The organism is Rivularia sp. UHCC 0363 (genome assembly GCF_034931125.1).
GTDB lineage: Bacteria > Cyanobacteriota > Cyanobacteriia > Cyanobacteriales > Nostocaceae > Rivularia.
The window spans coordinates 75,583-102,023 of sequence record NZ_JAYGHM010000018.1 but is presented as its reverse complement, the minus strand read 5'-3'; the positions used below and the strand labels follow the sequence as shown (position 1 = coordinate 102,023).

The following is a 26,441-nucleotide window of genomic DNA, read 5'->3' as shown; positions in this document are numbered from 1 at the left end:
GGAATTAAACCTTTTCTCAAGTTCATCGTAAAATAGTGCTGGCAAGCAGACGAGCATTGTCGCTTTTGATTTTAACAATTACTTACAATTTCGCCGTTAAACTTTGATTTCCGCACCAGCAGCCTCATCTAAAAGCCACCAAAGTTGTTTTTGAGGTTGAATTAGACGAGAAGGGTAAGTAGTGGACGATGCATTTGGTGCGAAAACCTCAGCTAAAGCCGGTCTTTTATTTTCACCAGCAACCAAAAATATGACACACTCAGCCGCATTAATAAAAGGATAAGTAAAAGTAAGACGTACAGAACTATCTTTATTGCCTACTGTAACGAGCCGATCGGTAACTTTCAATGCTTCGGTGTTAGGAAACAAAGATGCAGTATGAGCATCATCGCCCATTCCCAGCAAAATCACATCAATTGCCGGAAACTCTCCTGGAGCAGAATTAAACAACTTCTGTAAATCTTGTTCGTACAGTTGAGCCGCTTGTGCTGGTTCGGCTACATCAGTCGGCATCGCGTGAATATTTGCTGGGGGAATATCAACTTTATCCAACCATGCATTACGCGCCATTAATTGATTGCTATCAGCGTGATTTGCTGCAACATAGCGCTCATCGCCCCATAGTACATGAATTTTATCCCAAGGCAATTGTTGTTTACCCAATGCTTCATATAGCGGCTTAGGAGTGCTACCACCAGACAACGCAATAGTGAAACGTCCGCGCTGTTGAATAGCATCATCGACTTTAGACAAGATTAAAGAAAGCGCCCGTTCAACCAGCGCATTCTTATCCGGCAATACTTCAACTTTTTGATTCATCAGCCTTCACAACCTAGCTCACTTCTGGGATAACCATACCGCCGATATCGGAATTTTGCTTTTACCTTGTGAAACTTTTAAGAATGGGGATGGGAATAGGTCAAAGGTTAAAGGTTAAAGGTCAAAGGTTAGGAGTTAGAAGTTATGAATTTTGTCCCCTTGTCCCCTTGTCCCCCCATCTCCCTATCCCCATAATTCCCCCCATTGCGGAATGGCTGCTCGTTGTGCGGTTAATAATTGGTCGATGCCTTTTTCGGCACAATCCAATAAATTATTTAATTGAGTACGGGTGAAGCTACCTGCTTCTGCGGTTCCTTGAACTTCGATGATTCCGAGATTTTGATTCATCACGACGTTGAAATCGACTGTTGCAGCTAAGTCTTCGGGATAGTTTAAATCTAAAAATGCTTCTGCTTCTAATAAGCCTACCGAAACTGCCGCAATTTGTCCGATTAAAGGCGATCGCTCTAGAACACCTTCGTTCATCAACTTGGAAATGGCGATCGCGAGTGCCACAAATCCCCCGGTAATTGCTGTTGTCCGGGTACCAGCATCGGCTTGCAGTACGTCTGCATCTACTGTTAAAGTACGTTCTCCCAATGCCTCGAAATCTAACGCTGCTCGCAAACTACGTCCGATCAACCGCTGAATTTCTTGGGTTCTTCCAGATAACTTGATAGTTTCTCGTTCGTATCGTTGTTGGGTTGATCCGGGCAACATTCGATACTCAGCAGTTAACCAACCTTTACCACTATCTACGAGAAATTTCGGTACTCGTTCACTAACGCTGACAGTGCAAAGAACCTGAGTTTCACCGCACTTTGCCAAAACCGAACCAGCAGCATAACGTGTAAAATCTTTTACAAAAATAACTGAACGAAGTTCATCAGCCTTTCTACCATCGGGACGCTGCCACACCATTACGATTGCCTCAATTTTCCCATAATGTTACCAGCGAACAGTTAGGAGTGAAAATTTTTGCTTTTTTATTTTCCTCTGAAGCCGTTTTACTTTGTAGCTCTGTATCTATTATCTATGATTTTGAATACCATAACTTTTACTACGAATAAAATCCTGGGAATAAATTTTAGTATTGTCCATATAAACCAAATACTAGTTCCTACTAAAAGGCTAAACAAAAAACTATAAAAAATTACTGAAGTATATGGATTTTTGTTAATAAATTCGTGATTAATAAATGGTTGATTATAAATAAAGTTATCTTGTTTTATTAAATTAAAATTAGAGCTAGCTAATTCTGCTGCGCCCAATCCACTGGCTGCTGCAAAAATTAATACATTTTGATTGCGATCGGTTTTTTTCTCTTGAGTATCATGTTGCTTTTCAATTTCATGTAATTCAATTCTTAACAAGCCTTCCGTTGCATTTATTAAATCATCTATATTTTCTAGAATATGTTGATAAGAACTAGAATCTGTTGCTATTTGATCTTTAAAAGCACGACAAGTACTTTCTCCAAAAAATATTAAGAATCCAATACTTTCGCGAGGGAAAATACTTTTTATCTCTCGTATTTTATCAATATAGTTTCGCGTATTATTAGATATAGTATTTTGATGTTCATCTATGTCTCTTACTATAGTTGCATATTTTACCGAAATTTGAGTCAATTCGATTAGATCGTGATATATTTCTGTTAAATTCCAATCGCTTAATTTTGACTTATATGATAAATCTACAGCCATCCCTTCTAATCTTTTTTCTATTTTAAAATTTCTAATTTTTACTTGTTTTGAATATAGACGAGTTTCTTGATATGCATTAATAACTTTAGCTCTAAAGAAAAATAGTCCTAATAAATTTTTGTGAATTTTTTCAATAATATTTTTCTCGTCTGTATTATCGATTAGCCAAACTAAAACATGAATATAATTATCTAATTGTCTATAAATTCCATATTCAAAAATTGGCCTCCCAAATAATTTACCGGCTCTGTTAAAGACAGGCTTTCTAAAATTCCTATCTCCAGAGAATAAAGCTTCTAAGTATTTATCAGCAATATTACTTTTTAGCCACTCTAAAGATTGATTTCTTTGTTTGTAAGTTAATTTAGCTGTAATTAATATTGTTTGCCCTAAAAAATACTTATTGTCTTCTTGGGGTAAAACTAAACAGTTATCTGGATTAAATTGTAAATTTTGCTGTTCAAACTCTTCAAAATAAAACTTTTTATTTTTTAGTTGATTCGTTGGATAAAATTTTAAGCATAAGGCATAGCTATCATAAATACTTCGAGAATAAACTTCCGTTTGTATATTATTTATTGCTTTAATATAAAGAGGAAAATAATCATCAAATTTATATTTTATATCTTTCGTAATATGAATAGAATCTTGTTTATTTTCACTTATTATTTCTTGATTAATTAAGTTTTCCGCTGGTACTTTTGCATTTTCATTCCGCAAGAAAAAATTTAAGCTAAAATCGTATGCTAATTTAGTTTTTATAATATAGTTACACTGTTTCCAAAGCCAATCATAATTTATATTTACAGCATCTTCTTGTGAGTCAGAAAACTTTGGATTGCGAGAATAGGCAAATAGGTGAATTGTGGGAAAATATATTTTACAATCCATCTGAATTCCTATTTTATTTAAAATGTTATAAACTACATTAAACTAGAGTCTTCAGGTGTTGTAAAGCTTATAAAATACATTTATACGAATTTTTAAGTAATACCGTATTTTAGCTCTAACAATATTAATAGAACATGAATTCCGAACCAAAAAACTCTCTAATCCCCGATTCCGCGCTATCAATCGCTGGTTTAACCAACTACATCCAATTGTTGTTGGAAGAAGATCCAACATTACGACAAGTTTGGGTAACTGGCGAAGTTTCTAGCGCTAACAACCATCGTGCGGGATTATTTTTTACCTTACAAGATACCGATGGTGATGCTGCGATTAAATGCGTCACCTGGAAGGGGCAAATCCCGAAACTAGCTCAAATGCCCGTTGTTGGCGAGCAATTAATCGTTTTAGGCAGCATTCGACTGTATCCGGCACGGGGAGAATATCAACTTACTGTGTGGCAAGCTATACCTGCGGGAGAAGGTTTACAGGCTTTGCGCTACAAACAATTAAAAACCCGTTTGATGGCTGAAGGCTTATTTGATGACGAACGAAAACAACCGCTTCCCGAACATCCACAAACGATCGCCGTTGTCACTTCACCGACTGCTGCTGCTTGGGGTGATATCCAAAAAACACTGAAATCTCGGTATCCCGGCTTACATATTTTATTTTCACCTGCAACGGTACAGGGAGAACAAGCACCCAATTCTATAGTCAAAGCAATTCAAAGAGTCGAGCATGATGGACGTGCGGAAGTATTGATTTTAGCGCGGGGAGGTGGTGCTGTTGAAGAGTTAGCGTGTTTTAATGATGAGCGGGTAGTAAGAGCGATCGCCGATTGTTCGATTCCCATAATTACAGGTATCGGACATCAACGGGATGAATCTTTAGCCGATTTAGTCGCAGACCAAAGCGTACATACTCCCACAGCAGCAGCGGAAATAGTAGTACCATCATTAAATGATTTATATAGTCAACATTGCGATCGCGCTGCGGCTTTATCGGAAGTAGTTAATTACTCTATCGAAACCGCTCAAAATCAAGTAGAAACACTGAGGAATAGATTACGACGATCGCGATTGGATAAGCAAGTAGAACAGGAAATACAGGCTTTGACTTGGAAGCGGGAAAAACTCTTGCAAGCTATGAACTCAAATTCACTAGAATCAAAGCAGCGATTGGAAGTATTACGACAAAAATTAATAACTTTAAACCCTAGGGCAGTTTTGCAACGCGGCTATGCAGTAGTAAGAAAAGAAAATAAAAGTATTGCTCGTAATGCTTCGGAATTAGAAATAGGAGAAGAATTATTAATATATTTAGGTAAAGGTACAGCCAAGGTCAAAGTTATAGACATTAAAGATTGAAATTCTCGTTACATTCTATCTTGTAATGCAGTAATTTCTAACAAAATATAGGTTTTAATTGTAACTTTAATACATATAGCAATCCGAATTGAAATATGAGAAAATACGTAGACATGAATTTCAAATAGTAAGTAATATTTGATTTACCTCTGGCGATTATAAATCGCGGCTACACAGGCAAAACCCGCCTGCGCGGGTTATTCTGTAAAGTCCACGGAGGTGGACTTCGCCTGTGTAGTAGCGAATTTTATTCGCCGGAATATATCTAAATTTCTCACAAAGTAAAGGCTAACCGCTTTAAAAAAAGCAATTAGCCGTGGCACCAGGAAAATTTAAAATTTCAATTTAATAGATATGCCTCAAACTCTTATAGAGTAGGGATTATATTCGTTCAAATAATACTGTTTAATATGGCAACTCAACACGAATTATCTACACGTTGTGACTCATATCGACCCTTAATATTCTGATTGAAATACCTACCTACAGCCTCAGATGTATATAAATCCTCCCAGGTATCCTCATCTATATTTGAGAATTGATATACCGCACCGCTATTAAACTCTATCTGCAAAACTTCAGTTTCAGAATCGTATCCAATAGCATTAGCCATCGGCGAAGCTACTGGCAACATAGCAAACGTTTCGTCCTCTAACAATGTTGGAGGTTCCGCAATTAGTTCATTTAAATCCTGCAACCCTTCATAAGCCTGTATTGGTGCCGGAATCTCCAAAAACTCCAGTTCATTACCTCTGTCTAGTAACAATTGTAAGCATCCGTCAGAGTGAGCCACACCCAATAAGTTACTCAAATCAAGCTTGCTAAACTTCATTCATGCTCTCCTACCAAATATTTAAGTGAAACTTCTCAATCCCAATTACCAAATCTGTATCCTAAACTTGCTCTTAGTACATTAGTACCATGAGATTGATGTGAAGTCAACAGCGATCGCAAATTAGTTAAAAATTGGGCATTGTCCCCCTATCTCCCCATCCCCCCATCTCTCCCACCTCCCCTCATAGCGATCGCAAGCAAGGACATTTCTGTAAAAAACTATCGGCTTTACGTTGTGCGTCTGGATTATCTATATTTGTTGGAGTTGGACGGATAATACCGTTAAATAGATCGTCTAAACCGTAAGGGGTGAAAAATTCCCATTCTCCCTGACTATCCAAACGTACACCGATGGCTGCTGTAGTGTGCAGCCAATTTTTAATTCCGTCTTCAGTATTAGTGTAAATTTTTCTACCAGAACGCCAACGAGCAAAGCTGGCTTGATTTTTGATATCGAATAAATAGTCTGGAAATAGATGATTTAAAACTGCTTTGGCGGCTAATTCTTGATCGCGATCGCCATTTTCGTCAAAAAAAGCAATATCAAAATCGTTGATAAATAGTTTACAGTTTTCACCAAAAATCGAACGCCAAACTGTGTTTCGCAAAGCACCCCCGGCTAACCACCAATCAGGAAGGTTGAGTTGAGAGATGGCTGGTAGTACATCACCAATGGGAGAATTACTTAGAATATTTTGTAGGCGATCAATACCGTTCATTATAAATATAAATCTGATTCGTATTTAATTGTCAGAGTATATCAGTTATGTGACAGCAAAAGACGTTGCAGTGCAACGTCTCTACATCTAAAATCTATAGAAATCGGCTATTTATACTAAACGGAAGATAAATGGATAGCGGTAAGGTTGGTCTGGTGAGTTAAGAACTTGAATAAGGGCGATAATTGGCATAACAATACTAATTACACCTAAAATCATTAGCAATGGAATACCGATTAGAACTATGGTCAGCACTCCAGCTATTAATCCATAAATGTAAAGATTAATGTGAAAATTCAAAGATTCTCTAGCATTAGCCTTTACAACTGAATCTTCTGTGATATATAAAATTACAATCGGTATTGCAACAGTTACAATCGTAGAGCTAAAAAATATTGCTCCATGACATAAACCTGATAATAATTTGCGTTGTTGTACGCTTTCCATATTACAAATCCTTACTACAATTTATATACATCTCTACAACCATAATTGTACTAATTTCGTAATGTCATTTAAGTTAAAGTCAGCATCTTAAATGTATAAATTTAATTTAAATATTGCATATAAAGTAAGTAATACCTAGGATTATTTTTTATTTTTAATAAGTAAAGAGCGACTAAAATTGTTTGCAACTTAAATCCAACCCTGACTATTTTTGAGAAAGGGAATATTCTCTTTATTTTTCTATAAACCTAATTTCTTTTTTATTTCTTCAAATTACATTAAAGTGACTTGAATTGAAGGAAGTAGTATTAAATCCTTCTAAAGTTGCTAAAACTATATTTCCAAATAAGATATCGCTATTTGAGAAAGATAAATCGCGGAATAAAAGATTATTGAAGGTAGTAATTTTGTCACCTTCTCCTAAATTAAAATCGGTAATTATATCTGTGGTAAAACTATTACCATCAAGAAAGAACATATCCGCACCCGCACCACCAGTTAAGGTATCTGCACCCGCACCACCATTGAGAAAATCATTTCCTTCACCACCGAGAAGAATATCGTTTCCCTTCTCTCCCTGTATACCATCATTACCCATACCCCCGAAGAGTTCGTCTTCACCGTTACCACCTCTGAGAATATCGTTAGCCTCAAATCCCCGAATAATATCTTTATTATCGGTTCCTTCTAAATTATCATCGCTGCTGGTACCGTTAATAATATTAGGAACTATTACGGTAACTAAACCAATATCGGTAACACTTTGATTGTCGGTGACAGTATATTCAAAACTAGCGTTACCGCTAAAATCTTGACTGGGAACAAAAATTACCATGTCGTCGCTCGAATCATCCGGGGTACTATTGTTATTCAGGGTTACATTACCATCGATCGCGTTACTAACGGCAGTAATAGTTAAAGAATCAGTTTTCGAGTCAGTATCGTTGAGCAGTAAATCCGTAACCGGAATAGCGATCGCCGTATTTTGATCGGTTGTAACAGTATCGTCATTCCTTGCAGCTGTTTCTACGATCAAAGTTGGCATACTTACAGTAACTGGATCTACAGCTAATCCTCCAAGTTCCAAAGCCCGTAAACCGATTCCCGCGAAAGATTCGCCATTGTTAATCAAGTTTTGCACAAAATCGGTAACATCAAAAGAAAGCTGCTGTTCCAAAGATGGGGATGAAGTATTTTCCGTGTCTAAAAGTATTCCAGCTTCAAAATCTGATGCATCAGCAACCCCATTCCCCGCATATCCAAATGCACCAATGCGATCGGGATTATCGCCAAAATTAGCTCCTAATCCACCGACTTCTAAACCAGTAATTTTCACATCGAATCTAGCACTGGTAATAGTTTTTTTATTCAAACCCGATAATTCACTGATATCAAATTCTGCAAATTCCGCCGCTTCACCACTCCTACCAAGTATTACAGTGAAAAAATTACCGGGGAACACACTATCCCCGGTTCCATCAAATTCACCGTTCATACCACCGTCTATTACCTCAAAAGTTGTTTCCGGTTCAAATGAAATATTTGCCATAAAGCCCCTGTGAAAAGTCGAAATGTACTCAACTGCATGGTTCCTTAGTAGTATGGGTAAGGGAGGTTTATTTGTAAAGATGATTACCAAGATTTACAATAATTAATATGAAAGCTACATTTGGTGCGGGTTGTTTTTGGGGTGTAGAAGCTGCTTTTCGCCGATTAAAAGGTATTGTTTCTACCTCAGTTGGATACATGGGAGGACATTTTGAAAATCCCTGTTATCTTGATGTGGTTTCTAGAGTTACCGGACACGCTGAAGTTGCACAAGTTGAATATGACCCTTCAATTATCAGTTATGAAGAATTATTAGAAATATTTTGGAAAATTCACGACCCTACAAGTTTAAATCGCCAAGGACCCGATAGAGGAGAACAATATCGTTCTGTTATATTCTTTCATAGCTCCCAACAAGAAGTAATGGCGAGAAATTCTTTGCAGCAACTACAAGATTCTGGGAAATGCGATCGCGATATTGTGACAGAAATTAAACCAGCTGCGGATTATTGGTTAGCAACTGATGAACATCAGCAGTATTTTGAGAAGAAGAATATCGAAGAAAAGAACCGCAGAAATGCTGATTCAAGACACAGTGGTTGAGAATAAAATTTTGAGAAAGAAAAGGTGTGAATTTATCTGTACCAAGTTATTTCCTCAGATACAAATTAGCTTAGCTTACGTATATTTACTTGAAGAGCGACTTATAGGTAAATATAGGCAATGTCGGTTCTAATTTTAAATCTGAGAATGCAAGCTGGTACAAACTTTTCGAGATGATGGTTTCCCTGATTTTACTAAGAAAGATAAATAATCTTAGTAACCATATTCATCCGGATTAATTGGTACGTCTAGCGATGCACATGATCGATTGTGCTGCTTCGGGTGTGTCGGGGTTGATACCTGATAACCGTTGACTTAATCTTAATCTCCAAGAATTCCGACCATTTTTACCCTCAAGTACCTCAGTACCCAAATCGTGACTGTGAGGGTACAATTTCACGTCAAATCCCAACGGTTCCAAAGCTTTGTAGTACATATCAGAAGTAATTCCGTCCCCCGGTCTTTGGTTTTGAACCTCGGTTTTCCAGCGTGCGGATCGCTCCTCATAGGGAATATAGTGCTTGCTCCTCAGCAGACGATACACAGGATACCTGATATCCCGCACAAATAAACCCGCTCCTTTTAGATTCCAAGCAGTAAGCTGGGGGTCTTGGTCCGTAAATAATAATCCACCAGGACGTACCAAACGCGCTGCTTCTTGCAAAATTCTACCCATATCATCGCAGTGATGAACGGTAGCATTTGCCACTACAATATCGGCGAATCCATCTACGAACGGTAAATGATGGGCATCAGTCAAAATTGGTGTGTAGCCTACTTCACGCGCCATCTTTAAAGCGTTTAGAGAAATATCAACCCCAATTAAAAGCTTAGGTGAACCACCCAGCGTTGCATAAACATTACCCGGACCGCAACCGATATCTACGACAATTTTGTCATCCCAACTACCCATTGCAGCCTGCCAGCGTTGTTTAAATGGTTCGCTGCGGTGACTACTTTCAAAGTACTCCTTACCCCATTTCGGATGTCCAAAAAAGTAACTGTTAGCCTGCATACCCTTCGTAAAAACAGGGATTGGACAGACGGGAATATCCCCTTCTTGCCAATCCACAATTGCATCCGAAGCTAGATAAGGTTGCAACTGCAAATACGCAGCATCCTGCATTCTTTCTCCTTAAGTATTGTTTTCAGAAATATGGTTTAATTTGTTACCCCTTAAAAGCAGATTATCAAATATACAGCTATTTCCTTAGTATGATTTAAGTAATATTACAGAGAAAGATAAAAAGAGTTGATGAAGTTATTTTTATTTATAAAAATAACAAGTTAAATAAATAATATTTATACTTTTATCCAAGCAAAGTTAGATAGTTATAAAACATTTATCTTTTAGCTATTAATGCTTTTTTATGAAATATAGAACGCTTTACAGCATTTATAGGTATGTTTACCGCAAAATCTTATTAAATTTTATTAATAAAAATATTTAGCGAAAAATAAATTGATTATTACAAGCTTTTGGTAATAAACAATGATTTTTTCCAACTCGTTTTTTGCAAACCGCAAAACTTTTTTCTGAACAATTTGTGTCAAACAAAAACAATTTTACTCAAAAGCATTACTTTATTTAGCCTCTTTTAATCCAAATCTCCTACGTAAGATAGAAGCCAATTAAATAATTCTCATATCTTATAAAGAAGATTTATCGCCATCTCTTCTCCCTATCGCCTGTCACCTTTTTTTGATAACATTCAGTAAACCCGACTCTTAACAAACGGATTTATGTATGAGCAAAGGCACTTTATTTGATAAAGTTTGGGATTTACACACAGTTGGTATGCTTGCTTCCGGACAAACGCAACTGTTTATAGGACTGCATCTAATTCATGAAGTAACTAGTCCTCAAGCTTTTGCGATGTTAAGGGAACGGGATTTGAAGGTGATGTTTCCTCAGCGCACGGTCGCAACTGTTGACCATATCGTGCCTACCGAGAATCAAGCGCGTCCTTTTGTCGATACTTTGGCAGAAGAGATGATGCAAGCACTGGAAAATAATTGTCAAGAGAATAATATTACTTTTTACAATATTGGTACGGGAAATCAAGGTATTGTTCACGTAATTGCCCCGGAACTGGGACTGACGCAACCGGGAATGACCATTGCTTGTGGAGATAGTCACACTTCAACTCACGGTGCATTTGGTGCGATCGCCTTTGGTATTGGCACCTCTCAAGTCCGAGATGTGTTGGCTTCGCAAACCTTAGCGCTATCTAAATTAAAAGTCCGCAAAATTGAAGTTAATGGGACTTTAAAGTCTGGTGTTTACGCCAAAGATGTCGTACTACATATTATCCGCACTCTCGGTGTTAAAGGTGGTGTGGGATATGCTTACGAATTTGCCGGTACCACCTTTGAGCAAATGAACATGGAAGAACGCATGACCGTGTGTAATATGTCCATCGAAGGTGGTGCGAGGTGCGGTTATGTTAATCCCGATCAAGTTACCTACGAATACCTCAAAGGTAAAGATTTTGCGCCAAAGAAAGATTGGGATAAAGCTGTTAGCTGGTGGGATTCCATCCGTAGTAATGCTGATGCAGAATACGATGATACAGTAGTATTTGATGCTAGTGATATTACACCTACCGTTACTTGGGGAATTACTCCCGGTCAAGGAATAGGAGTCAATCAAGCCGTTCCCTTACCCGAAGAATTGCCCGCTGATGACCGTGTTATTGCCGAAGAAGCTTATCATTACATGGATTTAGTACCCGGTAATCCCATCAAAGGTACGAAAATAGATGTTTGCTTTATTGGTAGCTGCACCAACGGTAGAATCAGCGACCTACGGGAAGCCGCTAAGATTGCCCAAGGGAATCACGTTGCTCCCGGAATAAAAGCCTTTGTAGTTCCCGGTTCCGAAAGAGTCAAAAAACAAGCCGAAGCCGAAGGTTTAGATAAAATCTTTCAAACAGCGGGATTTGAATGGCGCGAACCTGGATGTTCCATGTGTTTAGCTATGAACCCCGATAAATTGCAGGGAAGACAAATCAGTGCTTCTTCCTCCAACCGCAACTTTAAAGGAAGACAAGGTTCCTCCTCCGGACGTACATTATTAATGAGTCCCGCAATGGTTGCAGCCGCCGCAATTAAAGGTACAGTTGCAGATGTTAGAGAGTTGATAAAAAGTTAGGAGTTAAGAGTGAGGAGTTAAGAATTAGGAGCTAGAAGTTAATAGTTTAAATTTGTCTCCTCATCTCTCCCCAATGCCCAATGCCCAATGCTCAATGCTCAATGCCCAATGCCCAAAAAAAATTGTTATGAGTGAAGTTAAAAAAGTTTCCGGAAACGGTATTCCTTTAGTAGGTAACGACATCGATACAGATAGAATCATCCCAGCGCGGTTTTTACGTTGCGTTACCTTTGATGGTTTGGGAGAATACGCCTTTGAAGACGATCGCAAAGCACTTGAAGGTAAACATTCCTTTGACCAACCGCAGTATCAAAATGCAAATATATTAGTCGTCAACCGCAACTTTGGCTGTGGTTCCTCAAGAGAACACGCACCCCAAGCTTTGGCTAAATGGGGAATTCAGGCTTTAATCGGCGAAAGTTTTGCAGAAATATTTTTCGGAAATTGCGTAGCGATGGGTGTACCTTGCGTAACCGCTGATTCCGATACCGTTCAAGAATTGCAAGTGATGTTGACAGATAATCCCCAAGTAAATATAACTGTAGACTTGGAAACAATGAAAGTACAGTGCGGTGATTTTTCAGCATCCGTAAACATGGGTGAAGGTGCGAAAAATATGTTTGTATCTGGAACTTGGGATGCTTGCGGACAGTTGGTAGCAAATGCACCTGATATTCAAGAGACTACAGCGAAATTACCTTATATGAATTGGAGTGTCGCATAATTCTGTTTTATTAAAAGAATATTTGTCAGAGAATGTAGCCCAATTGATTGCGAAAATACTTATACCTTCGCGACCTTTTTATGACTGTGATTTGTGTAGAAAAAACAAAATTATAAAAATTAATAATTTCTTTATATAAACTATCCGTAGGATTACTTTAAGTAATGTAGAAAGTATTTATAAAGCATTTATCATGGCTTAAGATTGAAACCATGCTGTTAAGGCGATCGCCAAAGCATCAGCGGCATCATCAGGACGAGGAATGTAGTCTAGATCGAGTTCTCGTGCCACTGCTTCTTGTACTTCGCATTTTTCAGCCTTACCATAACCAGCCAAAGCGAGTTTAACTTGAGAAGGTGTAAATTCAACAATAGGTAAACGATGTTGTCCCAACACTAACATAACGATTCCTCTAGCTTGAGCAACTAAGATAGTGCTTGACATCCGGTAAAAGAAAAACTTTTCAATCGCTACCAAATCTGGTTGGAATTGTTCGATTACAATATGTAAATCATCGTAAAGCGTACATAGTCTTTGCTCAACTGGAGTTTTGGCAGGCGTACTAATTACTCCAAAGTCTTGTAAAGTTACTGAACCAGAAGAAAAGTTAACTTCATCTTTTTCGCATATAATTACTCCAAAACCTAAAATTGCTAATCCTGGATCTAATCCCAAAATCTTTTTTTGCATTTACTTTACTGTCTTTTTATATAAATAGAGTGATTTTACTGAAATTTCTCGCTAAGTTAATAACATCTGTCCAACCAATGTCCAATCAATTAGATAGAATTAGTAATTGTAATAATTCCATTATTAAATTTGAACGTTCTTAGTGTAAATTCTCAATTAATTATTGTTTAGACCACTGCTTACAATTGCGATATGTCAATTGGTTTTATCAGACAAGCCCTTAACGTCATGCAACAGTCGCGCCGTCGCACTCCCCATCGAGTTAATCAGTGGTTTAAGTGGTTGTCCCCTGGGTTATCGGTAAAACGTTGGTTTTTAATGAGTATGGCTGGCGTAGTGCTGGCAAGTCTAGGCTTCGCTATTTGGAGCGGATTAACACCAATTTATTGGGTGCTGGAATTGGTTCGAGGCGCACTCTTATTAATTACTGAGACTATACCTTACTACATCAGCGGACCCGTAGTCATGATTAGCGGTTTGCTGCTGCTGGTTTGGGGACAAACCCGCACGGTTGGTTCGATTACTCGGGTACTACAACCCGAAGGTAATGAAGAATTAGTAGATGTACTCTTAGCCCATCGTAAATTATATAGAGGACCGAAAATTGTTGTAATTGGTGGTGGTACGGGACTTTCTACTTTATTGAGAGGACTTAAAACTTATAGCGCGAATATTACTGCTATTGTTACCGTAGCTGATGATGGTGGTTCATCCGGTAGATTGCGTGAAGAATTTGGCGTATTACCCCCAGGAGATATTCGTAACTGTTTAGCAGCTTTGGCAGATGAAGAAAGATTATTGACAGAATTGTTTCAATATCGTTTCAGTGCTGGAGACGGTTTAACTGGTCACAGTTTTGGTAACTTGTTCTTAACCGCAATGAGTGAAATTACTGGCGATTTAGAGCAAGCTGTTGCTGCGAGTTCTAAAGTCCTTGCGATTAGAGGACAAGTACTTCCAGCAACTCTTAGCGATGTTCGTCTCTGGGCTGAGTTAGCCGACGGTCGCCGCATTGAGGGTGAATCAAAAATTACCAAAGCTGGAGGTAAAGTTGTTAAAATAGGCTGCACTCCCGCCAATCCACCCGGTTTACCCGCCGCGATCAAAGCTATTCTTGATGCCGATTACATCATCATGGGGCCAGGTAGTCTTTACACCAGCGTCATTCCCAATCTTTTAGTACCTGAAATCGCTGCTGCGATCGCCGCAACATCGGTACCGAAAATATATGTATGTAACATTATGACTCAGCCGGGAGAAACTGAGGGATATACGGTTGCCAATCATATTGAATCTATTGATAAAGCCTGCGGACAAAAGCTATTTGATGCAGTTTTAGTACACAAAACATCTCCTTCTGCCCGTTCGTTGATCCGCTATGCTAAGGAAAATTCCCATCCTGTATTTCTGGATCGCGAAGAAGTAACTATGAGCGGACGCAGAATAGTTTCAGCTAATGTGATGAGTGAAGATGAAATAGGTTGCGTGCGTCACGACCATCAACGATTAGCGCAAGTTCTCCTACGTTGGTACAGTGGAACTCCCAAAGGAATGCGAAAGTTGTACAAGATTTTTAGTAAAGACTCGACAATTGGTTGATAAGAATTGACCGAATTCAATTGTCCGTGCGTAAGTCCGATCAAAAATTTTCAATGCGATCTACGGTAAAAATGGGTAGTTTTCTTCCAGGGAGGCGGAACTTTGATCGGTACTATGAGATTACTCCGCAGAATTTTGTTAGCGGAGCTTGGCCGGAGGGCATAAAAGACTAAGTACATTTTCTGCTCCCTATTCCCTGTTCCCTAACCCCTATGAGTTATATGGCTACGCCACGCTTCGCGTACAGAAATCAAAACGGATTCCTATATTAAAGTGCTGCGCCAAGCAAACACAAAAATTTGCATCGGTAAATCCATATGAAAATCCTTCTTAAAAATGCACTCGCAACTCGACGTTTGGGCATAATTCTGGGCGAAACGCTAAATATGAATAGCGTAATTTTATTAGAAGGTGATTTGGGAACGGGTAAAACTACTTTAGTGCAAGGTATTGGTGAAGGCTTGGGTGTCAACGAAACAATCGTCAGCCCCACTTTCACTATCATTAATGAGTATACTCAAGCACGCTTTCCCCTTTACCATCTAGACTTATACCGTTTAGCAGAGCGTGAAATAGTAGCGTTAAACCTCGAAACTTACTGGGAAGGTCTTGAGGTTGCGCCGGGAATAGTAGCTATTGAATGGGCCCAAAGGATGCCTTATAAGCCCTCTTCTTATCTCACCATACATTTGACTGACGACAACCGAGACATTGAAGCTTCTAACTCTTCTATACGCTTTGCCGAAATCATTCCATTTAACTGCATTGTTAGCGAGAAAATTCTGAGTTTAGCCGAAGAATACCATTGCCAGTAGCAATATGTCTTCTAAAAAATGAACGCTTAGATATACTCCCACAAGTAATCTCGGTTCCTTCTATACTCAGTTCTATCTACCACTGCCTCGTTCATCAAAAAAATTGCAGCACATTGTAGTTATAATCACCTGATTGTCTGAAAATTGGTTTACAAAATAAAAAGATACATTCGATTTTCACGAATTATTTTATACTAACTATGACGATTGATTAAGTATCATGCCAAACTAAGTAAAAGTTAGCAAGGGAGGATGATACCTTAATTGACGATTAATTCGTAAAGTATTATATTTTTACTGTTTTTTGTCAGTATTTACTTGTAAATAGTGGTTGTATGGGAGGATTTTCATCATCTTTAACAATCATGTTTACTTATTTTTTTGTTTAGTTTGACACGTTTACTATTGATATGCCTGAGTAATTGCTCGTAAGGGTAAATGCTAGTATTTTTTGAAAAGAATAAAGTAAATATTAAATTAATCTTTTATTATTAAGTGGTTTTGCATACTCTTAAGAATTGCGATATCTATATTTTTTCGATTTGTCAAATGCCATAAATACTGAAAGATTTTATTTCTAATTACAATTAACTTAATCAAAAGCAGAATATATACCTAAAGAAAAATATTCAGATTTCATGAATATGAGTATAAATAATGACTAATTTATCGGTGAGTCACTTTTGCTGGATCAGAAATAGACTATTTGTACCTGTAGTTGACTAGAGATTTGGGTAATTAGTGCCTTAGTGAAGACAAATAAAGCGCCTATGTGAACACAAGCGCTTAAGAGCTTTCGACTAATTATGAGCAGATTAGGAATTAACAATCAAAAGTTAAAGCTTTTCCTCTGGAAGAGGTATTTAACTCACCTTTGTGATATACAATTTCACCACCGACAATAGTTGTTACCGGCCATCCAGTAAGGTTCCAGCCTTCAAAAGGACTCCAACCGCATTTACTTACGAGTTCTTCGCGCCGGACTTTTTTATACGAATTTAAATCTACTAGCACTAAATCGGCATCATAACCGGGAGAAATTGCCCCTTTATTGGGAATACAATAAGCAGCAGCGACAGCAGTTGACATCCAGTTAACAACTTGAGCAACAGTACAGCGTCCTTCAACTGCGGCAGTTAGCATTAAAGGCAAAGAAGTTTCTACCCCAGGCATTCCCGAAGGACTTTTAGGATAAGTTTGGGCTTTTTCCTCTAAAGTGTGGGGTGCATGATCCGTCGCAATAAAGTCAATTACCCCGTCCAGCAAAGCCTGCCAAAGTACTTCATTATCATGAGATGTTCGCAAAGGGGGATTCATCTGCGCGAAAGTACCTATTTTTTCGTAAGCGGTCGTATTTAACAATAAATGTTGGGGTGTTACTTCTGCTGTGACCCAACTGGGTTTATCTTGACGGAGTAAATTGGCTTCCTCTGCGGTAGACATATGCAGAATATGTAGCCGACGGCGATATTTTTTAGAAAGTTCTAAAGCTCTTTTTGTGGCTATTAATGCTGCTTGATTGTCTTGGATCTGGGAGTGAATAGCGACATCATGAATATTTGCAAATTCTTCTCTGCGCTGTTTTAACCTGGTTTGGTCTTCTGCGTGGACTGCGATTAATTTTTTGCCATTAGCAAATATCGCTTCTAATATTTCTTGAGGGTCTACTAGCAACGGACCGTGCATCGACCCCATAAAAATTTTTATTCCTGGTGTAGGGCTTACGTGTAGCAATTCTGACAAATTATCTGACGTTGCTCCAATAAAAAAGCCATAATTGACAAGACACTTATTAGCAGCACGCTCTAACTTGTCATTTAAAGCTGCTTGACTAATTGTTAAAGGGCGAGTATTAGGCATTTCCAGGAACGAAGTCACTCCTCCCTTGGCACAGGCACAAGAAGCAGTAAACAAATCTTCCTTATGTTCTAGTCCCGGTTCCCGAAAATGTACTTGTGGGTCGATAACTCCTGGCAACAAAGTTAACCCATCAGCGTCAATTGAACGGGTAGCTGTTTCGTGTATCTCAGATGATGAAACTTCAACAATTTGGCGATCGCGCGTCAGCACATCCCCAACGATCAATTCACCATTGGGTAAAATGATGTTCGCACGGCGAATTAGTAAACCTTGAGATGACATGAGAATACACCAAGATCAAACAACATTAAATTCTGACATACAGCTATCCTTAATTGAAGTTAAACTTATGGAATGCAAGACAGAAACTACTATGTGTTATTTACAACGAAGACTGTCTCGCTTTTCAATTACAGATAACCACGTCAACATGACAACATAACTCGTAACAGCATCTTTGTACAGTTAAGATAAAAAATACAGTCTCCCTAGAAATAGGTCTTTTTTTGGAGCATAGTTTAGTTTCTACTTGAGTAATTACATGCAAGATCCAGTGTCTGACCGTCACTCTAACCAACAATCCGATAATTCCTGGCTCTTTGAATTAGGTAAAACAATCGGATTAAGCATCGTGCTTGCTCTTTCGATTCGCACTTTTGTTGCTGAAGCTCGCTGGATTCCTTCCGGCTCGATGGAACCCACTTTGCACGGTACTCCAAATCAGTGGGAGGCAGACAAAATAATTGTTGATAAGTTAAGTTATAATTTTTCCACTCCTCAACGGGGAGACGTTGTAGTTTTTTCTCCTACAGAAGAACTACAAAAAGAACAGTATGAAGATGCCTTTATTAAACGAATAATTGGTTTACCTGGAGACAAGGTAGAGCTAATTGGGGGAAAAGTATATATAAATGGCAAGCCTTTGCAAGAGGGATACCTTGCTTCCGGACAAGCTACGTCTACTGAAGTTTGCGCTTCAGCTCCCATACAGCCATTTTTGTCTACACCTCAAACTATTCCACCCGGTTCCTATTTAGTTTTAGGAGACAACCGTGGGAGTAGTTACGATAGCCGTTGTTGGGGTGTTGTTCCTCGTGGAAATATTATTGGTCGAGCCGTACTTCGTTTTTGGCCTTTAAACAAAGTCGGGGGGATTGATAAAGCTCCACTTTATAACCCAGAGGAGCTACCTCAAGAAAAAACTAAAGCTGAATAAAGAGTTAAAATAAATATTTATTGCTGTCTTTTCAAAAGCAAATTTTGTGAATAAAGACAGCTAATTTTTTTGTGCATAAATAGGGGCTGTTTATTGCAATAGGGAATAGGGAAAAGAATAAACCCCGTAAATAATGTTATTCATGAAGCAAAATAATCATTATTCAAGAACTTAGGACTTAGCAAAAAGGCATATTTTTCTTGTAGGGGAGGCGGTTGAGGGGGCGTAGATAATATCCCCCTTTATTGCCGTTGCTAGTACACAGACTAATTATCAACCTAGTAATAAGACGGTGAGTGTACGGCACCATCCGAGTTTTGTGACACTTGCGGCCATTTCTGGAACTATCTAATTCCTACTAATAGCTCAAAAATTGCACCAGAATAGCGGTTTCACTCCGCAAGGCTCATTTTTGAATTTTTATTACTTTTTATCCTGCAAATATCAGATAAAAGCTCAAAACGCTGATTATATAAGAGAAATTGTACGTTATTGTTGGCAATATCTATAAAAATTGCTTCTTCTAAGTGTTTCCTATTTTTTATTGCATTTTATCCGTTATAAGTTTTATTCGTTCGTTGGCATAATATTAATAAGTAAGTTAAATAGATATTAATTTTACTTACCATCTTTATAGCCTATTGTGTAGTTTAAGATACATGATAGATTACATAAATTCTTGTATCTAATATAGTAAGCAAAAAAAATAAATGTTAAACTTAGTGGGTTTTAAGGCTTAGAAGGCATACTTACCAACCAATATCAAGATTAATTAAATTCAAACACCCTTTGATATAAATCATGCGAGTATCAAATATAACATAAAGTTAGAAGTGTATAGTATAGTTTTATAGAATAAAAATTACAGCCAAAAAGTTGTAATAAGTCAATGATTAGCTTGAATAAATTATGGAATTGACTAGAAAAACTACATTCGGTAATTACCCACCACACCTTAGTAAAAAAGATATTCTAATTATTGACGATACAGCAGATAACTTACGTATTTTATCCTCAATTCTGGCTAAGGTTGGATATAACGTTCGCAAAGCTTTAAACTGGCAAATGGCTTTTACTGCTTGTCAAACTAAGTTACCAGATTTGATTTTACTCGATATCATGATGCCGGAGATAGACGGGTATGAGATTTGTCAGCGTTTTAAAGCTAATCAAACAACTGTCGATATACCAATTATTTTTATCAGTGCATTAGACGATGTTTTTGATAAAGTCAAAGCCTTTAAAGTGGGAGGTGTGGATTATATTACTAAACCCTTTGAATTTGCAGAAGTCATAGTCAGAGTCCAAAATCAACTGGAATTAAGAAACGCTCAATTAGAAATATTAAAATTAAATAATCAACTTGAAGAAAGAGTAAAACAGCGTACTTTAGAACTTGAAAATACCCTCAAAAAGCTTAAAATAGAAAGTAATTCTCGTCAGGAATTGCAAAGTAAATTACTTGAAAGCGCTTTACGTGATGCTTTAACTGGTTTACCTAATAGAGTATTTTTCATTAATCGATTAGAGCAAGCATTAAATCGTGCCAAACTAGAATCCGATTATTGCTTTGCCGTACTTTTTCTCGACTGCGATCGCTTTAAAATTATTAATGATTCCCTAGGACATTTGGTAGGAGATGAATTATTAGTTGCTATAGCCGATCGCTTGAAAACTTCTTTATCACCATTTGACATTTTAGCACGATTGGGTGGTGATGAATTCGGGATTATTTTAGAGAATATTTCAGATAACAATATGGTAATTAACGTTGCCAAAAATATTTTAAATTCTCTTAGTAAACATTTCCAAATATCTCGACATCAGGTATTTATTAATATAAGTATCGGCATAAATTTGGGCAATATGAATTATGAAAAATCGGAGTATCTCCTCAGAGATGCCGATACAGCAATGTATCGCGCTAAAGCACTGGGTAAAGGAAGATTTCACATATTCGACCCAGCAATGCATCGGGAAGCCATTCAAACTTTAGAATTGGAAAATGATTTAAGAAGAGCCGTAGAAAATCAGGAATTAATTGTTCACTATCAGCCCATAATTTCGTTAGATACAGGAATAATTATAGGATTTGAAGCACTTGTACGCTGGCAACATCCGACTAAAGGTCTAATTTTCCCCGCTGAATTTATTTCTGTGGCAGAAGAAACAGGTTTAATTCATCATATAGATACTTGGGTATTGCGATCGGCTTGCAATCAATTGTGTATTTGGCAAAATCATCCATCGACTCCCAAGCCTTTACATATTAGTGTTAACTTGAGTGCAAAATTATTTTTACAGCCAAACTTGATTGCGACCATTGACCAAATAATTTACGAAACTAAAATAAATCCCGCACTTTTAGAATTAGAAATTACAGAAAGTGTAATTATGGAAAATAATGTAGATGTTAAAAAAACGCTTGAAGAACTTAAACAACGTAATATTAAATTAACAATGGATGATTTTGGCACGGGTTATTCATCTTTAAGTTATCTACATAATTTTCCCTTAAACACTCTGAAAATTGATAAATCGTTTTTGAGTTTGATGCAAAAAAATGATGAAGATGTGAGTTTAGTCCCAGCAATTATTGAAATTGCTCATTCATTGGGAATGAACGCAATTGCTGAAGGTGTGGAAACTTTCGAGCAATTATCGCAAATTAGAAATTTGAATTGTGATTTTGCTCAAGGAAACTTGTTTTCTTTCGCAATGGAACCACAGTCTATTTTAGAATTAATGTTGGCAGATCCTCAATGGTAAAAATATAAATATCAAAATATAAAAGGAAACAAGTAAGTACGTCAGCATTAAAAATCTTCATCAATACAAATGTATCTTTTGTTATAATTCCAAGCTTATTTCTGCGGAGTTACTCAATAGTTCGTTTATAGTTAATTTAATAAATATTTTTTTTGCATTGATGTGGGAGGTTCGGACTACATAACTAAACCTTTCCATACAGCAGAAGTTATATCAAGAATAGAGAATCAAATTAATTTGCGTTCTTTAGAGGTAAAACTGCACGAAAAAAACCTCTTATTCTGTTTGTCATCAAATTATAGTACAAAAGCACTGTGGAACCATAGTTTGTAATTCAACTCCTGGGAAAGGAACAGAGTTTACGATCAAAATTCCTGATAAACAATTTCCATCAAATTAAGAATTTACCTCATCGATTTCTCAGTCACGTAGCATAATAGAAGTGTGACTGATTTGTTTAACCCCCTACTATCGCTTAAAGAAGGTCACTGGTTCAAGCTGATTTGCGGAGCCAGCTTCCAACATCTGCCTGCGGTTAGAAGTTTAGCATTAGCTTACACGTTGGCTGGAGCTGACTGCATAGATGTAGCTGCCGATCCAGCGGTAGTTGCCGCAGCTCGAGAAGGGCTAAAGGCTGCTGCCTCTTTGGGTGTTGCTGCACGACGACGAGGCTTTTCCTATCAAGGAACCCCGTTGTTAATGGTTAGCTTAAACGATGGTGAAGACCCCCACTTTCGCAAAGCAGAATTTGACTCTACTAAATGCCCAAGTCAATGTTCTCGACCGTGCGAAAGCATTTGTCCTGCACAAGCGATTACGTTCAACAGTATAAAATATGACTTTAATGGAGTTTTGTCCGACAAATGTTACGGCTGCGGTCGTTGCCTTCCCGTGTGTCCGTATGATAGAATAGCAGCAGTATCTTATGCAACATCTGTTGGAGCGATCGCACCATTGATACTGAAATCTGGAGTTGATGCGGTAGAGATTCATACCACTGTTGGGCGTTTGGTGGAATTCAAGAAATTGTGGCAAACAATTTTGCCATATATTGGGCATTTGAAATTAGTTGCCATTAGTTGCCCGCATGGTGAGGGGATGATTGATTATCTACATGAATTGTATGATGCGATCGCCCCGCTAAATTGCGTGAATATATGGCAAATCGACGGCAGATCGATGAGCGGCGATATTGGTTCGGGTACCACATTAGCTGCGGTGAAATTGGGTGCCAAAGTATTGAGAGCAAAATTACCAGGATATGTGCAGTTGGCAGGTGGTACGAATAGTTACACCGTGCCGAAATTGCGGGCGATGGGATTGTTGAAGGAATTAACCAGGCAAAAAAGTGAAGTTATGGGAGAAAATAATGTTATCTCTCATACATCAGGTTTGGGAACTGAAACATCTGTTGCTGGTGTGGCTTACGGTAGCTACGCCCGAAAACTGCTCTCAAGTGTTCTCGAAGAATTAGAAGAAAAGGAGGTGAATAGTTCCAGTGTCAAAGTAACTGCTCGTCTGGAAGAAGACCCAACGCTGCTTTGGCAAGCTGTATCGCTTGCTGATTCATTAGTTTCACAGCTTAAATCGTAAAGAAACCACGAGTGAGCCTTGGCTCGTCCCTATCTCCAAAAACGTCACCATAAAAAGCATGACGATTACAGACGATCTTCAAAAATTATTAGTCATATTGCCCCAAGACCTACGCTCGATGCTCGAACAGCATCCTCAAAGAGATAGTTTAGTAGAAGTGGTCTTGGATCTGGGTCGTCGCCCAGAAGCACGTTTTCCTTCTGGAGCCGAATATCTTAGTGAAATACCCATTACTCAGCAACAAATAGATGATTGCATTGTGCGAGTGGGAACTTTTGGTGGAGATAATCGCGCAGGAATAGAACAAACTTTACATAGGATCAGCGCCATTCGCAACCGCACCGGCAAGATTATTGGTTTAACTTGTCGCGTTGGACGGGCGATATATGGAACGATTAGCATGATCCGCGATTTAGTCGAAAAAGGTCAATCAATTCTCATGCTGGGTCGCCCAGGTGTAGGAAAAACTACTGTTTTAAGAGAGATTGCCCGCGTTTTAGCGGATGAGCTTGATAAGAGAGTGGTGATAATTGACACTTCAAATGAGATTGCCGGAGATGGTGATGTTCCCCATCCAGCAATTGGTAGAGCCAGACGAATGCAAGTTTCACATCCAAACCAACAGCATCAAGTAATGATTGAGGCAGTGGAAAACCATATGCCGGAGGTAATAATTATTGATGAAATCGGTACGGAATTAGAAGCATTAGCATCTCGTACTATTGCCGAACGTGGCGTACAGTTAATTGGTACGGCACATGGTAATCAAATAGAAAACTTGATCAAAAACCCCACCCTTTCTGATTTAGTCGGGGGTATACAGGCTGTGACGTTGGGAGATGACGAAGCCAGAAGGCGAGGCTCTCAAAAAACGGTTTTGGAACGCAAAGCGCCTCCTACCTTTGAAATTGCTGTGGAAATGCAAGAAAGGCAGCGTTGGGTAATCCATGAAAGCGTTGCTGACACTATAGATAGTCTTCTGCGAGGACGACAGCCCAGCCCGCAAGTGAGAACCGTAGATGATAGCGGTAAAGTGGCGATCGCTCGTCATTTAACTGCTATTAATGGTGGTGCTACCCAAGCTTTAGGGGGAGAAGAAACTTTTCGCGGACGAAATGCTAGAACCAACGGCTGGAGAGAATCCGGGCAAATGCGTCCTTTAGTGCCATTAAATGCAGAATACCAAGTCGCTAATGGTTCCGGACGCAGCGAATTTGATCGTTTATTGGATCAATCTTTCAGCAACTCAAATGGGTTTGAGAGTAACGGTCATAAGGATTCTGGACCAAATGGTGAAGATTTACCGCTACATATTTACCCCTACGGCGTTAGTCGCAGTCAATTAGACCAGGTAGTTGGGGTACTTCATTTACCAGTAGTCTTGACAAAAGATATTGATAGTGCAGATGCAATTTTGGCATTGCGATCGCACGTCAAAAACCATGCGAAGCTACGGCAAATGGCGAAGGCTCGTCAAGTGCCGATTCACATGATTAAATCTAGCACTATTCCTCAAATTACTCGTGGTTTGCGACGGTTGTTAAATATGGACGACCCCGAAGCTACCGACGAGCGAGAATTGGAATTATTTCTTCATAAAGGCAGCGATGATGAAATTGACGCTTTAGAAGAAGCCAGACTTGCGGTAGAACAAATTGTCATACCCAAAGGACAACCTGTAGAACTATTGCCGCGATCGTCGCAAGTGCGTAAAATGCAGCATGAATTAGTCGAGCATTATCGACTCAAATCAAACAGTTTTGGGGAAGAACCAAATCGGAGGTTAAGGATTTATCCTGCCTAATTCCCTATCTGTATTTTTTTCACCAGCGTGCAGCACAACAAACCCCTTCTTCCTTTAGGTCGAGGGGGATTTTAATTATTGTTTATTTTAGACAAGAATAGTATTGTAGCACAAATTTAAGGGAAAGTTAATTGATGGTTAGTAATGGATTGTTTTTTGGTTAATTATTTGATTGGTGGGTGGAAAATTAGGGGATTATTTAGATAATCTGGCGGTTGGATAACCTGGCGGTTGAAACCGCTGCTACACAGGCAAAACCCGCGCAGGCGGGTTTGAATGATTAGTTATGATTTAATTCCCAGGTAGGAATTATTGATTTTTGATATAGAAAACCTGGCGATTGAAATCGCTGCTACACAGGCAAAACCCGCCTACGCGGGTTTGAATGATTAGTTATGATTTAATTCCCAGGTAGGAATTATTGATTTTTGTTGGTGGTGGTAGGGTTGATTTCTAATATAGTTGGCGACTTTATCTATGGCATCATGACTAACGGTAAATGCTCCGTAACTTCCTTGCCATTTAAAGAATTCGCCCGGTTTGATGTCATGGGTTACACAATGCGAGGAACTACCTTTAATATTTTTCATAAAGTTAGATACTGATAAAGTAGGCGGAACACCTGTTAATAAATGTATGTGGTCTTCAACACCACCAACGGCGATGATTGTGCATTCCAATTCTTCGCAGTGTCTAATAATTGCACCATAAATATTTTTTTGTATATCAGGTGTAATTAAAGGTAATCTATCCCAAGTCGCCCAAACGGCGTGTAAATACAATTGGGTGAAATTTGATCTCATTTTATTAATGTTGTTTAAATTGGTAATTAAAAAAACCTGGCGGTTGAAACCGCTGCTACACAAACAAAGTCCGCCTGCGCGGACTAAGATTTATTCAAATTAGATAACATATATTATATTCTTCCCAAACCTACGCAGGTGGGTTTTGCCCGTGTAGGATCTAAATCGCTTATTTAGAATTATTCAAATTAGATAACATATATTATATTCTTCCCAAACCCACCTGCGTGGGTTTTGCCTGTGTAGCCGCGATTTGAATCGCCAGGATCTAAATCGCTAGATTATTCAAATTTGATTGAATTTAATCAAAATAAATTATATTCTTCCCAAACCCACCTGCGTGGGTTTTGCCTGTGTAGCCGTGATTTAAATCGCCAGGTTATTCAAAATTTATTGAATTCTATAACAATAATTGATATTATTTTTTAACCCACGCAGGTGGGTTTCGCCTGTGTAGCCGCGATTTAAATCGCCAGGTTC

The 26,441-nt window shown here is 38.4% G+C and carries 21 protein-coding genes; 10 read left to right on the top strand and 11 right to left on the bottom strand.

The window, feature by feature from the left end:
• Positions 1-96: 96 nt before the first annotated feature.
• The 3 genes from pgl to VB797_RS12740 form a co-directional block, all read right to left on the bottom strand.
• Positions 97-819, bottom strand: coding sequence for a 6-phosphogluconolactonase (gene pgl / locus VB797_RS12750; protein ID WP_323238060.1), 723 nt, complete (start codon positions 817-819; stop codon positions 97-99).
• 183 nt (positions 820-1,002) lie between these two features.
• Positions 1,003-1,740, bottom strand: a complete 738-nt coding sequence (gene rph, locus VB797_RS12745; protein ID WP_323238059.1) for a ribonuclease PH — start codon at positions 1,738-1,740, stop codon at positions 1,003-1,005.
• 86 nt (positions 1,741-1,826) lie between these two features.
• Complete coding sequence (locus VB797_RS12740; RefSeq protein ID WP_323238058.1) at positions 1,827-3,416, bottom strand: hypothetical protein; 1,590 nt, start codon at positions 3,414-3,416, stop codon at positions 1,827-1,829.
• A 134-nt stretch (positions 3,417-3,550) separates the two neighbouring features.
• Here VB797_RS12740 and xseA point away from each other — a divergent pair, with 134 nt between their 5' ends.
• Entirely contained in the window at positions 3,551-4,783 is a 1,233-nt protein-coding gene (xseA, locus tag VB797_RS12735) for an exodeoxyribonuclease VII large subunit (protein WP_323238057.1), read from the top strand.
• A 418-nt stretch (positions 4,784-5,201) separates the two neighbouring features.
• Here the strand turns inward: xseA and VB797_RS12730 are convergent, their stop codons facing one another.
• The 4 genes from VB797_RS12730 to VB797_RS12715 form a co-directional block, all read right to left on the bottom strand.
• Positions 5,202-5,615: a KTSC domain-containing protein gene (locus tag VB797_RS12730; RefSeq protein ID WP_323238056.1), complete on the bottom strand. Its 414-nt coding sequence runs from the start codon at positions 5,613-5,615 to the stop codon at positions 5,202-5,204.
• Positions 5,616-5,799: 184 nt separating this feature from the next.
• Positions 5,800-6,336 (bottom strand): nucleotidyltransferase family protein, encoded by a 537-nt coding sequence (locus tag VB797_RS12725; protein ID WP_323238055.1) that lies wholly within the window; start codon positions 6,334-6,336, stop codon positions 5,800-5,802.
• A gap of 111 nt (positions 6,337-6,447) precedes the next feature.
• On the bottom strand, positions 6,448-6,783 hold the full coding sequence (locus VB797_RS12720) for a DUF4870 domain-containing protein (RefSeq protein ID WP_323238054.1): 336 nt from the start codon (positions 6,781-6,783) through the stop codon (positions 6,448-6,450).
• Positions 6,784-7,051: 268 nt separating this feature from the next.
• A complete protein-coding gene (locus VB797_RS12715) occupies positions 7,052-8,332 on the bottom strand; it encodes a calcium-binding protein (protein ID WP_323238053.1) in 1,281 nt (426 codons plus the stop codon).
• Between the two features lie 107 nt (positions 8,333-8,439).
• On the opposite strand from VB797_RS12715, the gene msrA reads away from it, so the two are divergent.
• The gene (msrA, locus tag VB797_RS12710; protein ID WP_323238052.1) at positions 8,440-8,934 is read left to right on the top strand and encodes a peptide-methionine (S)-S-oxide reductase MsrA; all 495 of its coding nucleotides are present in this window, start codon (positions 8,440-8,442) and stop codon (positions 8,932-8,934) included.
• Between the two features lie 235 nt (positions 8,935-9,169).
• Here the strand turns inward: msrA and VB797_RS12705 are convergent, their stop codons facing one another.
• The gene (locus VB797_RS12705) at positions 9,170-10,060 is read right to left on the bottom strand and encodes a class I SAM-dependent methyltransferase (RefSeq protein ID WP_323238051.1); all 891 of its coding nucleotides are present in this window, start codon (positions 10,058-10,060) and stop codon (positions 9,170-9,172) included.
• 621 nt (positions 10,061-10,681) lie between these two features.
• On the opposite strand from VB797_RS12705, the gene leuC reads away from it, so the two are divergent.
• Complete coding sequence (gene leuC / locus VB797_RS12700; RefSeq protein ID WP_323238050.1) at positions 10,682-12,088, top strand: 3-isopropylmalate dehydratase large subunit; 1,407 nt, start codon at positions 10,682-10,684, stop codon at positions 12,086-12,088.
• 127 nt (positions 12,089-12,215) lie between these two features.
• Entirely contained in the window at positions 12,216-12,812 is a 597-nt protein-coding gene (leuD, locus tag VB797_RS12695) for a 3-isopropylmalate dehydratase small subunit (RefSeq protein WP_323238049.1), read from the top strand.
• A 198-nt stretch (positions 12,813-13,010) separates the two neighbouring features.
• Here leuD and ruvC read toward each other — a convergent pair whose 3' ends face one another.
• Complete coding sequence (gene ruvC / locus VB797_RS12690) at positions 13,011-13,502, bottom strand: crossover junction endodeoxyribonuclease RuvC (RefSeq protein WP_323238048.1); 492 nt, start codon at positions 13,500-13,502, stop codon at positions 13,011-13,013.
• A 192-nt stretch (positions 13,503-13,694) separates the two neighbouring features.
• Here ruvC and VB797_RS12685 point away from each other — a divergent pair, with 192 nt between their 5' ends.
• On the top strand, positions 13,695-15,101 hold the full coding sequence (locus VB797_RS12685; protein WP_323238047.1) for a gluconeogenesis factor YvcK family protein: 1,407 nt from the start codon (positions 13,695-13,697) through the stop codon (positions 15,099-15,101).
• 317 nt (positions 15,102-15,418) lie between these two features.
• A complete protein-coding gene (gene tsaE, locus VB797_RS12680; protein ID WP_323238046.1) occupies positions 15,419-15,916 on the top strand; it encodes a tRNA (adenosine(37)-N6)-threonylcarbamoyltransferase complex ATPase subunit type 1 TsaE in 498 nt (165 codons plus the stop codon).
• 822 nt (positions 15,917-16,738) lie between these two features.
• Here tsaE and VB797_RS12675 read toward each other — a convergent pair.
• Positions 16,739-18,058, bottom strand: a complete 1,320-nt coding sequence (locus VB797_RS12675; RefSeq protein ID WP_323238045.1) for a dihydroorotase — start codon at positions 18,056-18,058, stop codon at positions 16,739-16,741.
• 259 nt (positions 18,059-18,317) lie between these two features.
• Between VB797_RS12675 and lepB the strand changes: the two genes are divergently transcribed.
• From lepB to VB797_RS12655, 4 genes are all read left to right on the top strand, one after another.
• A complete protein-coding gene (gene lepB, locus VB797_RS12670) occupies positions 18,318-18,992 on the top strand; it encodes a signal peptidase I (RefSeq protein ID WP_323238044.1) in 675 nt (224 codons plus the stop codon).
• Positions 18,993-19,901: 909 nt separating this feature from the next.
• Positions 19,902-21,761 (top strand): EAL domain-containing protein, encoded by a 1,860-nt coding sequence (locus VB797_RS12665; RefSeq protein WP_323238043.1) that lies wholly within the window; start codon positions 19,902-19,904, stop codon positions 21,759-21,761.
• Positions 21,762-22,205: 444 nt separating this feature from the next.
• The gene (ldpA, locus tag VB797_RS12660; protein WP_323238042.1) at positions 22,206-23,354 is read left to right on the top strand and encodes a circadian clock protein LdpA; all 1,149 of its coding nucleotides are present in this window, start codon (positions 22,206-22,208) and stop codon (positions 23,352-23,354) included.
• A gap of 58 nt (positions 23,355-23,412) precedes the next feature.
• Positions 23,413-25,158, top strand: coding sequence for a R3H domain-containing nucleic acid-binding protein (locus VB797_RS12655; protein ID WP_323238041.1), 1,746 nt, complete (start codon positions 23,413-23,415; stop codon positions 25,156-25,158).
• Positions 25,159-25,547: 389 nt separating this feature from the next.
• On the opposite strand, the gene tnpA is transcribed toward VB797_RS12655, so the two are convergent.
• Positions 25,548-25,961 (bottom strand): IS200/IS605 family transposase, encoded by a 414-nt coding sequence (gene tnpA / locus VB797_RS12650; RefSeq protein ID WP_323238040.1) that lies wholly within the window; start codon positions 25,959-25,961, stop codon positions 25,548-25,550.
• Between the last annotated feature and the right edge of the window lie 480 nt (positions 25,962-26,441).